Origin of the sequence: Rheinheimera muenzenbergensis (genome assembly GCF_036984005.1) — a bacterium.
Classification (GTDB): Bacteria; Pseudomonadota; Gammaproteobacteria; order Enterobacterales; family Alteromonadaceae; genus Alishewanella; species Alishewanella muenzenbergensis.
In genome coordinates, this window is sequence record NZ_JALAAR010000006.1 from 64,451 (window position 1) to 76,726 (window position 12,276).

7 protein-coding genes are annotated in these 12,276 nt (G+C 48.8%); 4 read left to right on the forward strand and 3 right to left on the reverse strand.

The window, feature by feature from the left end:
• Positions 1-534: 534 nt before the first annotated feature.
• Positions 535-3,321 carry a DNA polymerase I gene (gene polA, locus MN202_RS08745; protein WP_335735725.1) on the reverse strand — a complete coding sequence of 929 codons (2,787 nt, stop codon included), beginning with the start codon at positions 3,319-3,321 and terminating at the stop codon, positions 535-537.
• Positions 3,322-3,878: 557 nt separating this feature from the next.
• Here polA and MN202_RS08750 point away from each other — a divergent pair.
• Complete coding sequence (locus MN202_RS08750) at positions 3,879-4,274, forward strand: c-type cytochrome (protein WP_335735726.1); 396 nt, start codon at positions 3,879-3,881, stop codon at positions 4,272-4,274.
• Positions 4,275-4,475: 201 nt separating this feature from the next.
• Positions 4,476-7,082 (forward strand): sensor domain-containing phosphodiesterase, encoded by a 2,607-nt coding sequence (locus tag MN202_RS08755; RefSeq protein WP_335735727.1) that lies wholly within the window; start codon positions 4,476-4,478, stop codon positions 7,080-7,082.
• On the opposite strand, the gene rep is transcribed toward MN202_RS08755, so the two are convergent.
• Positions 7,056-9,071, reverse strand: coding sequence for a DNA helicase Rep (gene rep, locus MN202_RS08760; protein WP_335735728.1), 2,016 nt, complete (start codon positions 9,069-9,071; stop codon positions 7,056-7,058). The two genes, MN202_RS08755 and rep, sit on opposite strands and share 27 nt — an antisense overlap.
• 140 nt (positions 9,072-9,211) lie before the next feature.
• Here rep and ubiK point away from each other — a divergent pair, with 140 nt between their 5' ends.
• Positions 9,212-9,499 (forward strand): ubiquinone biosynthesis accessory factor UbiK, encoded by a 288-nt coding sequence (gene ubiK, locus MN202_RS08765; RefSeq protein ID WP_335735729.1) that lies wholly within the window; start codon positions 9,212-9,214, stop codon positions 9,497-9,499.
• A 72-nt stretch (positions 9,500-9,571) separates the two neighbouring features.
• On the opposite strand, the gene MN202_RS08770 is transcribed toward ubiK, so the two are convergent.
• Complete coding sequence (locus MN202_RS08770) at positions 9,572-11,641, reverse strand: M13 family metallopeptidase (RefSeq protein ID WP_335735730.1); 2,070 nt, start codon at positions 11,639-11,641, stop codon at positions 9,572-9,574.
• A 217-nt stretch (positions 11,642-11,858) separates the two neighbouring features.
• Here MN202_RS08770 and MN202_RS08775 point away from each other — a divergent pair, with 217 nt between their 5' ends.
• Complete coding sequence (locus MN202_RS08775; RefSeq protein ID WP_335735731.1) at positions 11,859-12,272, forward strand: DUF350 domain-containing protein; 414 nt, start codon at positions 11,859-11,861, stop codon at positions 12,270-12,272.
• The last annotated feature ends 4 nt before the right edge of the window (positions 12,273-12,276 follow it).

The window sequence follows — 12,276 nt, forward strand, 5'->3', positions numbered from 1 at the left end:
AACCGACACTCAAGGGTGTCGGTCATAGCAAACGGGGAGAAGCTATAATTTCAAATCAACAGGGTGTCTTATCGCTAAGACCACGGCATTATACAACAAATCCGCCTTGTTTAAAGTATTTACTCTAATAAATCTTGCAAATTTTCATCTTGCCAGTCAATCGCGAGTCATCTGACAACGATGCTATCGGCATTACAACTGCGCCAGCTGATTTTCAAATAAAAAAACGCCCCGCTGCAAGCAGCGGGGCGGCTAAATAAGCCTACTTTCATATGCTGAAGCAAATTGCTTCGACAGCGAAAGATAGAACATCTTACCTCTGTACCCTACAACTCAGATTCTAGCCAGCACTGTGCAAATTGCAAGCTATTTTTGTAATAAAACTACATAACGTCATTTTAATTCTAGGAATGCGGCACTTTTGGTAATTTTGTTACCAAAAAAAACCCCGAACATCGTCGGGGTTAAAGGTTTTATCAGGAGAGAGAAACTATTACTGTGCAGTCAGACTGGATGCCACAGCATAAGTTCAAATTAATGTGCCTGATCCCAATTATCGCCGTCGCCCGCTTCTGCCAGCAAGGGCACATCCAGACTAGCCGCCTGCGCCATCAACTCTGTAAGCTGTTGTTTTGTTTGATCTACTTTATCGGCATCCACTTCAAACACCAGTTCATCGTGTACCTGCATTATCATCACTGCAGGAGGATTAGCTTGCTGCAATAGCCATTGATCAACTTTAATCATCGCTTTTTTAATAATGTCGGCAGCGGTGCCTTGCATTGGCGCATTAATAGCGGCGCGCTCTGCACCTTTACGCCGCATCATATTTTGTGCGTTTATATCCGGTAAATACAGACGACGGCCAAACAGCGTTTCGACATAGCCCTGCTCATGCGCCTGTTTACGTGTACGTTCCATATAATCCAGTACGCCGGGAAAACGTTCAAAGTAGCGATCGACATACTGCTGCGCTTCATTGCGCCCGACTCCCAGTTGTTTTGCCAAACCAAATGCCGACATACCGTAGATCAGACCAAAATTTACTGCTTTGGCACTGCGGCGTTGCTCAGCGGTTACCTGCTCCAGACTGACCGAAAACACCTCTGCAGCCGTTGCCCGGTGAATGTCACGGCCCTGTGCAAAGGCATCCAGCAAGGCGCGGTCCTGCGACAGGTGCGCCATTATGCGTAATTCAATTTGAGAATAATCCACCGCCACTATCTTTTTACCGGGCGGCGCAATAAATGCCTGCCGGATACGGCGGCCTTCTTCTGTGCGGATTGGAATATTCTGCAGATTAGGATCTGTGGAACTTAAACGTCCGGTAGCGGCAACTGCCTGGTGATATGAGGTATGCACCCGGCCTGTCACCGGATGCTGCATCTTCGGTAACTTATCGGTATAAGTCGATTTCAGTTTGCTTAAACCACGGTGCTCAGTGATAAGTTTGGGAAATTCGTACTCTAATGCCAGTTCTGCCAGTACTTCTTCCGCCGTCGATGGTGTACCGGTAGGGGTCTTTTTCAATACCGGCAGGCCCATTTGGTTGAATAAGATTTCCTGTAGTTGTTTAGGCGAGGATAAATTAAAAGCTTTACCTGCCTGCTCATAGGCTAATTGCTCCAGCTCTGCAATGCGCGCGGCCAGCTGTTCACTTTGTTTGCTCAGCAGCTTGCTGTCAATCAACACGCCGTGGCGTTCAATGCGCGATAAAATATCGACAAGCGGCATTTCAATATCGCGCAGCACCTGGGCTAAGTCGCCCTGCTGTTGTAACTGTGGCCACAACTTCTGGTGCAGTTGCAACGTAATGTCAGCATCTTCAGCCGCATACTGCGCCGCTTTTTCTAACTCTATCTGATTAAACGTTAATTGCTTGGCACCTTTGCCGGCTATCTCCTCAAAGCTGATCGTTTTATGGCCCAGATACTTTAGGGACAAACTGTCCATATCATGGCGCGAGGCCACTGAATTAAGCACATAAGACTCCAGCATAGTGTCAAAGCATACGCCTTTAAGAGCAATGCCATAGCGGGCCAGCACGCTTTGATCGTACTTCAGGTTCTGCCCGACTTTCGCTTTGCTGCTATCTTCTAACCAGGGTTTTAACTGCGCTAACACCCAGTCGCGTTTCAGCTGCTCAGGCGCACCGACATAATCGTGTGCAACCGGCACATACCAGGCCGTACCAGCTGCAGTAGCAACTGACAAACCAACCAGTTCTGCCTGCATGTAGTCCAGACTGGTGGTTTCAGTGTCAAACGCCACCAGTTCGCTACTGTGCAACTGGTGCAACATGGCAGCAAAAGCCGTTTCATCCAGCACCGTCAGGTAATCGGTGGTTGTAGCTGTTGTTGTCGGAACCACAGTATCGTCTGCGCCGGCAAACATATCGGCTTGTGCAGCTTTGACTTGCAGCTTGGCTGCAGCGGGTTCATTGCCTAATACTTCAGCCAGCCAGCGGCGAAATTCACACTCTTGATACAGCTGCGCCAGCCGGCTATTGTCGGCGCTTTTAATCGTCAGATCGGCCAACTGATAAGGCAACTCAACATCGGTTTTTATCGTTGCCAGCTGGTAAGATAGTTGCAGCTGATCACGGAACTGCTCGAGTTTGGCAGCCATGGTTTTGGCACCGCGAAAACTCAGAGCTGCCACCTGATCCAACTGCTGATATATCTGCTCTATAGAGCCTAAGCCCTGCAACAAAGCCGCTGCAGTTTTTTCCCCCACGCCGGGTAAGCCCGGGATGTTGTCAACTTTATCGCCCATCAGGGCCAGATAATCGATAATCAGTTCCGGGCCAATACCAAACTTTTCTGCCACACCCTGCGGGTCAAGCAGGGTATTAGTCATGGTGTTTATCAGCGTAATGTGGCCATCGACCAACTGCGCCATATCTTTATCACCGGTTGAAATCAGCGTATGCAGCCCGGCGGCACTGGCCTGGCACGCCAGAGTTCCAATAACGTCATCAGCTTCTACCCCACTGATACACAGCAGCGGCAATCCCATTGCCTGAATAATTTCGTGTAAAGGTGCGATCTGGCTGCGTAAATCATCCGGCATCGGTGGTCGGTGAGCTTTATATTCGCTGTACATCTCATTACGAAATGTTGGCCCTTTGGCATCAAACACCACCGCCATTTGCGTAGGTTGATATTGCCGCAACAGGCTTTTTAGCATGTTAACAACACCGTAAATGGCCCCGGTTGCTTCGCCTTTCGAATTAGTCAGGTGCGGAGGTGAGTGATAAGCGCGAAATAAATAAGATGAACCATCCACAAGGATCAGCGGTGTAGAGGCAGTTGTTGGCATGGTGTAAAGTCCTGAAACCATAAAGCTATAGCATGCCACAGTAGGCATTTTGCTGCCAGTTCTGCCCCGGCATTCAACCAGCACAAGCTGTGGATAACTTTGTGAAGAACAAATAGCAATAAAAGACCTTTTCCGCTGAAAAGATCTGCAGTTATTTATTAACTTACTGATTTATAATGCTAAATAAGGGATGAACTACAGAACCCATATTATTATTTTTATACTTCCTTAATGTGGAAAACACTTTTTACGTTGTGTTTACCAGCGGTATCATGACAGAACGTCAGCGCAGATACCGGCCAAGTAGACTACCACAACTACACAAGATGCAAAGTAAAACCGTTAAAAAATTTTGCTTTAAAAAAATCCGTAAACCCGGCATAAAAGTATAAAGCACAACTGGCAAAGCTTAGCGCTGGGGTCACTATAATGTTGTGGTCTGAGCGACGGTATAACAACATAGTTTTCAGCTGTATTTTGTGGGGCTTCCCCTTCGAGCAGCTTGAAGGCTATAATGGCACAAACTTTGTGCGGACATCACCACAGGAAAGAATCATATGACTAAATATACACTCGCTGTCGCCTTGTTGTTAGCGACCTTTGGTATTAATGCCAGTTCAGATGCCGATAAAGACGCCTTAAGCAAACGGCTGGCACCAATAGGCCAGGTGTATGTTGCCGGTGCAGCTGCAGCCTCTGATGCTGCGGCCTCAGGTCCGCGCAGTGGCGAGAAAGTATATCAAACTGCCTGCTTTGCCTGTCACGGCACCGGTGCATTAGATGCGCCGAAAAAAGGCGATGCGGCATGGAAGGCACGAATTGATCAGGGTTTCGATACTATGCTGAAGCACGCGATTGAAGGTATCCGTAATATGCCAGCTCGTGGTACCTGTGCCGATTGCAGCGACGATGAAATAGCTGCGGCAATTAAATTTATGACAGATGGTGTTTAACCTAGACATTGTCCAATCCGCCAAAGGCCGCCACTGTGCGGCCTTTGTTAATTTAGCGGGCTAATCAACGCTGTTTTCGCTAAGCTTATAGCTAAATTGTCCAAATGATACTCTTCCCTGCGCTTAAACTTTGTGCATAATGTAGCGCAATCAGAAAAAAAGTTGTGCCATGCTGGCAAAAAAACAACATAAGAGTCAGGTTTGAAGGGAATAACAGAACCGGGTAAGCAGCTCAGACAAGCCCAGATAAAGATGCGCCGTTTGACATTATTAGCGCAGCGTTATCAGCAGGCATATATTAGTCAGGGTGCCTTACTAAAATTGTCAGAATTGGCCAGTACCATTAGTGATATGCGGGATTTTTATCCGGCTATTCACAGCATGGTCGCTGAGTTTTTGCATGCTGAAAATTTCTACGTTGTCTTTTATGACAGCGATAGCCAGCAATACAGTCCGCAATATTTCTCCGATGAAAAAGATCAGCAAATGATTGCTGATGTGCCGTCAAGCGCCTTTTCCAGCGGCCTGACCGGCTATGTTGCCCGCACAGCAAAACCGCTGCTGTGTGATGTTACCCAGTTTGAAAAATTGGTGGCCGATGGCCATATTAAAGCTCAGGGCTCACCCTGTGCACATTGGTTAGGTATTCCGTTGTGTCGTGGAGACCGTGTTATAGGTGTGATGGCGATACAGTCTTACAATGCCGAACAGCTATACACCAATACTGATCTGCTGCTGTTTAATAGTATCGGCGGCCACACTATAACAGCATTGGACCGGGTAAAAAGCCGCGAGTTACTCGAAGATACCGTGCGGCAAAGAACCCGCCAGCTTGAGGTGATTAACCAGTCACTGCAACGTGAAATTAAAGAACGCACCTCAGCGGAGCAGCTGCAGGCCGCGCTGTACCGAATTTCAGAACTCACCGCCAGCAGCCGTGATATGCAAAGTTTTTATCGTGCAGTGCATCAGGTATTGTCCGGCTTAATGCATGCCGATAACTGCTACATCGCACTGCTGGATCCGGACAAAGCTAAGTTAACCTTTCCCTTTTATCTGGATCAGTATTCGCCACCAGCACGCGAGCGCCCGCTAAGCCGCGGCTTCACCGAATATGTCATCCGCTGTGCAGATGCCAGACTGATAAACGAGCAACAAGCCATTAAGCTGGTTGAGGCAGGTGAAATAAAACGGGGAATGGCAGATCCAACTAAACCCGGCCGGCATTCTACCAGTTGGTTGGGCGCGCCCTTACTGATAGATCAGCAGGTTATTGGTGTTATTGCGCTGCAATCTTACGACAAGAGCCACAGCTATGGTGACAATGAACTGAATATATTGCGTTTTGTTTCGCAACATATCGCTGTTGCCATTCAACGCAAGCTGACGACTGAACAACAAAAGCGCCATCAGGAAGAACTTGAGCGTAAAGTATTTGAAAGTACCCGCGAATTACGCCAGACCAATCTGTTTTTACGCCTGCAGGTCGAAGAGCGGAAAAAAGCTGAGCAGAAACTGTTTTTCGAAGCTAACCACGATGCCCTCACCAGCCTTGCCAACCGGCAAATGTTTTTACAGCAACTAAAACAACAGTATGCATTGTATAAACGCCAACCACAGCAAAGCATTGCCTTATTGTTTATCGATCTGGATCGTTTCAAGCTGATCAACGATACCCTGGGCCACCATATCGGTGATGCATTTCTGATTGAAGTCAGTAAGCGGTTGCAAAGTACAGTGCGCGAGCATGACTTAGTTGCCCGGCTTGGCGGAGATGAGTTTGTAGTACTGCTTACCAGCTTGCTGCATGAGCAGGATGCGGAAGAGGTTGCCGATCGCATTATTGAACGCATCAGACAGCCGTTTTTGCTGCAGGGCCAACAGGTACAGTCAGGTGCTAGTATCGGTATCGCTTATTTCAACACCCATCACAGCCAGGCAGAAGCTCTGCTACGTGATGCTGACGCCGCTATGTATCAGGCAAAATCGATGGGCCGCAACCGCTTTGTCATCTTCAACGAAACTATGCGTGAGCGTATGCTGCAGGCGCTGACGATGGAACAGGTTGTGCAACAGGCGCTGGAGCAACAACAGTTTAACGCTATTTTTGAACCGGTACTGTGCGGCCAGGCCAGAAGCCTGCTTGGATACGAAGTGCATACCCAATGGCAACATCCGCAGTTTGGCCCCCAGCACGATTTTAACCAGTATGCCGCTGATGCCGGCCTGATGCCGCAAATTGAGCAGCTTATTTTACAACAGGCCTGCCAACAGCTGAACCGCAGTGATGACTGCAGCGGCCTGATGACCGTTCGCTTGAGTACCGGCCACTTATTACAGCCAGAATTATTTGACTGGCTAAAACAACAGGTGCAGACCGTTACACAAAAACATCGTCTGTGCCTGGCGTTTACCGAACGGGAATTGCTGCAAGCCGGTAATGACGTTAGCCAGCAATTACAGTATTTACGCAAGCAGGATTTACGTCTGGCGATCCACCAGTTTGCCGCCGAGACCGCGCCAATGGGCTTGCTAATACAGCAGTTATTTGATTTTGTTAAGCTGGCACCGGCATTCTGCCGCCAGTTGGTGCGCAATGAGCAGCGGCGCCAGCTGTTACAGATGCTGCAAACACTGGCATTGCATTATAAGTTCCGACTGCTGGCTGATGGTGTTGACAGCCCGGAGCTGCTTAACCTGCTGTTAGCGGAAGGCTGCTGTTTTATGCAAGGTAAATATGTTGCCGAGCTGATCTCGGCCGAACAACTGGCAAAAACGCCATCACTTGTTTTTAAGCAACTGGCGTAAACGTTCTATATGCGCCTGTCCGCTTTGTTGGCGTTGCTCGGCCGTTTTAACCACTACAGCGCTTTGCCATTCCAGATCATCCTGCGGCAATTCATGTAAAAACCGGCTGGGTTCCGGCCGGATAACTTCGCCAAACTGGCGTCGCTCTCTGGCATAGGTAAAAAACAGTTCCCGCTGTGCCCGGGTAATGCCAACATAGGCTAAACGCCGTTCTTCTTCGACGTTATCTTCATCTATGCTGCTTTGATGCGGCAAAATGCCCTCTTCCATGCCAACCATAAATACATAAGGGAACTCCAAGCCCTTGGAAGCATGCAAGGTTAGTAATTGCACCTGATCGGCGTTATCTTCCTGCTCCTGCCGCTCCATCATATCGCGTAGCGTAAGTTTGGTAACAACCTCAGACAGCGTCATTGGTTGCGCGTCATCTTTACCCTGCAACATTTCACTGATCCAGCGATACAGCTCATTGACGTTTTTCAGTGCCATTTCGGCCGCTTTAGCACTACTGCTGGTTTCAAACAACCAGGCCTCGTAATGGCTCTGGCGGATTAAATCTCTGATGGCTTCAGCAGGTTCTGCCCGTTGCACATTGTCGGCAATTGCCACTATCCAATCGGCAAACTGCTTTACAGCGCCGTGCGCCCGGGCAGACAGGTGCATTGACAACTCGCTGTCACAACAGGCTTCAAACAAACTAATATGCTTATCTTTTGCCAGGTTACCAATCTGCTGTAGGGTGGCTGCGCCTATTTCGCGGCGCGGCACATTAATTACCCGCAGTAGTGCATTGTCATCATCCTGATTTACCACCAGCCGCAGGTAAGCCATCACGTCTTTAATTTCTGTGCGGGAAAAAAACGACGTGCCACCTGAAATTTTATAAGGGATCCGGTTAGTCATCAGCGCTTTTTCGAATACCCGCGATTGATGATTACCGCGGTACAACAAAGCATAATCGCGGTATTGACTGCGATTAATAAAGCGGTGCGAAATAATCTCTGCTACCACCTTTTCCGCTTCATCTTCTTCATGCTTGCACGGGATAACCTTTAGCGGCACGCCATAGCCATTTTCACTGAACAATTGCTTGTCAAACTCGTGCGGATTGTTGGCAATTAAAATGTTTGCCGCTTTGAGGATCCGCTCGGCAGAGCGATAGTTCTGCTCCAGCTTGATCACATTAAGCTGTGGAAAATCGGTTTTTAATAACGCCAGATTTTGCGGCCGGGCACCACGCCAGGAGTAAATAGACTGATCATCATCTCCCACCACCGTGAAACGCTGCCGCTCACCTACCAGCCATTTCACCAGCTGATACTGGCTGGTGTTGGTGTCCTGATATTCGTCTACCAATAAATACTGAATTTTCTGCTGCCACTTTTGCCGCACGTCAACATTGTGGGCAAATAGCAGGGTTGGCAGTAAAATCAAATCATCAAAATCTAATGCATTGCAGGCAGTTAGTTGCTCGGCATAACGCTGATAATAGCTGGCAAAGCTGATATTTTGGGCATCTTTGGCTTCAGCTAACGCTTTGGCTGGTAGCGTCAGCTCGTTTTTCCAATGGCTGATCCGGCTTTGCAACGCCCGCAGTAAATCTTTATCACCTTGTAAATCGTGTTCTGTCAGCTCTTTTAGCAACGCCATGCTGTCTTGATCATCAAACAGGGTAAAATTGGCTTTATAGCCAATATGGCGGTGTTCTTTTTTCAGGATCTCCAACCCCAACGTATGAAAGGTTGAAATAGTCAGGCCGCGGCTGGCCGTTTTAGGCAACTGCTGGTTTATGCGTTCGCGCATTTCACGCGCGGCTTTATTGGTAAAAGTGACCGCGGCAATATGCCGGGCCGGCATCTCACATTGCTGAATAAGGTAAGCAATTTTGTTGATAATCACCCGGGTTTTGCCACTGCCTGCGCCGGCCAACACCAGACATGGCCCACTGATAAATTTAACGGCAGCATTTTGTTGCGGATTCAGCTTCATTCACATACCCTTTTTGCAAGGCCGGCATTGTAACGAAAATTGCTGACAAATTTCATTCGCTAAGCACACTTTTCGCCGTAGAATAGCCAAGGTTTTCCGGCCACTGCCACTAACCGCCTGACGCAACACAGGAGCATAGCATGATCGACCCGAAGAAAATTGAAGATATTGCCAAACAAATTGGCAATGCCATACCACCGCAGGTGCGCCAGTTCGCCGATGATATTGAAGCCAAAGTAAAACAGGTGTTGCAGCATAAACTTGCTGATCTGGATTTTGTTAGTCGTGAAGAGTTTGATGTGCAACGTAATGTACTGCTGCGTACCCGTGAAAAAGTCGACAAGCTTGAGCAGCAGTTAACGGCGCTGCTGGCCGAAAAAACCGAGCAATTTGACCCGCAGAACTTACCCTCGTCAGATCAGCAGTAAAGCATCGGCTCTGATCACAACCAAAAAAACAGGGGCTTAAGCCCCTGTTTTGTTTCAGTAAACCCCTGGCTATTACCAGATTTTCACCCGTACTTTTTCTTCACGGTACATACCATCACCCGGCTTTACATCATAAGCCTGATAGAACTGCGGCATATTCGACAGGGTACCCAGCACGCGATACATGCCCGGCGAGTGTGGCCCGGTGATCACTTGTTGGCGCAGTGCTTCGTCGCGGAATTTTATCCGCCATACCTGGCTCCAGCCCATAAAGAACCGCTGCTCTGGTGTAAAGCCGTCAATAACAGCACCGCTTTGGCCTTGCAATGAATTTTGATAGGCCTTGTACGACACGGTTAAACCGCCTAAGTCGGCGATATTCTCACCCAGGCCCAGTGCGCCCTGCAGGTGTAAGTCGTCTATCGGATTAAAAGCACTGTATTGGTCAACCATTAACTGGGCACGTTGCTGGAACTGCGCCGCATCTTGCTCAGTCCACCAGTCGCGCAGGTTACCGTCGCCATCAGATCGGCGGCCCTGGTCGTCAAAACCGTGGGTAAATTCATGGCCGATAACGCCGCCTATAGCGCCGTAGTTCACTGCATCGTCGGCATCCACATTAAAGAAAGGTGGCTGTAAAATGGCCGCCGGAAACACTATTTCATTCATGGTGGAGCTGTAATAGGCATTAACCGTTTGCGGTGTCATGCCCCACTCAGTGCGATCAACAGGCTTACCTAAACGATTGATACTGCGCTGATATTCACACTCGGCGCTGCGGCGCAGGTTGCCAACTAAATCGGCGGCATTAATTTCAACGCAGCTGTAATCACGCCATTTATCCGGATAACCAATTTTGGTATTAAATTTTGCCAGCTTAATTTGCGCTTGCTTTTTCGTTACCGGGCTCATCCATTCCAGCTCGTCAATCGACTGGCGAAACGCTGCACGCAGATTTTCAATCATCTGGTCCATCCGCGCTTTGGCTTCTGGCTTAAAGTACTGTTCGACATACTTTTTGCCCACCATAAAGCCGAGGTTATTATCAACCAGGCTAACGGCGCGTTTTTCGCGGCTGCGCTGTTCTTGCAAGCCATTTAGCGTTTTGCCATAAAAATCGAAGCTGGCATCAACAAAGGCTTTACTCAGATTGTTGGCATTGCTACGCAGCAAATGAAACTTAAGATACTGCTGCCATTGTTTAAGCGGCGTATTGGCCTGCAGTTTGGCAAAGGCAGTAAAGTACGTTGGCTGACGCACCACCAGCTCACTGATATCGCCCAGATTGGCCGCGGTTAAAAAAGCTTGCCAGTTAAAACCCGGCGCCAGTTTGCTGAGCTCTGTCACACTGAGTTTGTTATAGGTGGCATTACGGTCACGGTTTTGCACCCGGCTCCATTGCGCGCCAGCAAGCTGTTTTTCCAGTGCGACAATATCAGCCGCAACCTGCTGCGCATTATCAAAACCAGCTAAGGTCCACAGCTGGGCAATAAAGGCCTGATACTTCTGCAGCAGCTCAATTGAACGGGCGTCGTCTTTTAAGTAGTAATCTCTGTCGGGTAAACCTAAGCCAGCCTGAGAGCCTCCGGTAATATACTGATCCGACTGTTTCTGATCCTGGCCGACATATACCGCTACCGGCGTGCCAATACGATACCGCTGCCAGTTACCCCACAGTGTGGTTAAATCCGCATGGCTTTTCAGGTTTTCAATTGCGGCCAGCTCACCCCGTAAAGGATTTAAACCCAGCACTTCGGCCAGCTCTTCATCCAGAAAAGATTGGTACAAGTCGGCAATTTTCTGCCCTTCTGAGCCTTTAGCATGTTGCTGGCTTGCCAGCTGCTGCACTATCGCCAGCACTTGTTTTTCGGCGTTCTCACGCAATTCATCAAAGCTACCCCAGCGGGCTTTATCCGCCGGAATTTCAGTGCTGTCGAGCCATTTGCCGTTTACGTAACGGAAAAAATCCTGTTGCGGAGCCACACTGCTGTCCATATTGGCCAGTGTAATGCCCGAGCTTAAACGGCTCTGGCTGGCAACGGCAGCAGTTTGTGCGGTGGCATTGTCGGCAGTACCGGCGTTGCTTGCTGTCGCAGTCAGTGCCAGTGCAATACTAAGCGCCACTGTAGTAAGTTTTTTCATCTTGGGTTCCTGGTTAGGTAAAACATCTTATTATAGGTACTAAGGTTTATTGCAATACTTTGCCAGTGTAGGGCGTGGATCATCGCTGTCCAGCACTTAGCCGTTAAGCGCAGGGCAATCTGCGATAAATAACCATGCAGCACTGGACGATTTAACTTGAACTAGTTAGCGTTTTTACGCAGGATCAGCGCCAGACCAATTAACTACAGGATATTTCATGCTAGATACCGCCTTATCTTCTCTCGCGGGCTTACCGGCCTTCGGCGCTTATTTTGTGCTGGCAGTTGTGTTGTTGCTGCTATTTATCCGTTTATACACCTGGGTTACGCCGCATGACGAGTTTGGCCTTATCCGTAGCAATAATCCGGCAGCGGCTATTGCATTTGCCGGCGCTATTATTGGCTTTGCCTGGCCTTTGGCCAGTGCCATTACCCATTCAATGTCGTTATTAGACTGCGCTATCTGGGGCGGCGTGGCCTTAGCCGTTCAGGTCATCACTTTTATCATCAGCAGCGCCGCACTAAAACAACTGCCACAACGTATTAGCCAGGGCGAGTTGGCCGCTGGTATTTTCTCTGCGGCCTGTTCAGTGACAGTAGGTATGTTAAATGCCGCCTGCATGAGCTACTAAGGAG

What these genes read in the sequence shown, in the direction of transcription:
- polA (WP_335735725.1), bottom strand. Translation starts at nt 3,321, where the DNA reads ATGCCAACAACTGCCTCTACACCGCTGATCCTTGTGGATGGTTCATCT.
- MN202_RS08750 (WP_335735726.1), top strand. Translation starts at nt 3,879, where the DNA reads ATGACTAAATATACACTCGCTGTCGCCTTGTTGTTAGCGACCTTTGGT.
- rep (WP_335735728.1), bottom strand. Translation starts at nt 9,071, where the DNA reads ATGAAGCTGAATCCGCAACAAAATGCTGCCGTTAAATTTATCAGTGGG.
- ubiK (WP_335735729.1), top strand. Translation starts at nt 9,212, where the DNA reads ATGATCGACCCGAAGAAAATTGAAGATATTGCCAAACAAATTGGCAAT.
- MN202_RS08770 (WP_335735730.1), bottom strand. Translation starts at nt 11,641, where the DNA reads ATGAAAAAACTTACTACAGTGGCGCTTAGTATTGCACTGGCACTGACT.
- MN202_RS08775 (WP_335735731.1), top strand. Translation starts at nt 11,859, where the DNA reads ATGCTAGATACCGCCTTATCTTCTCTCGCGGGCTTACCGGCCTTCGGC.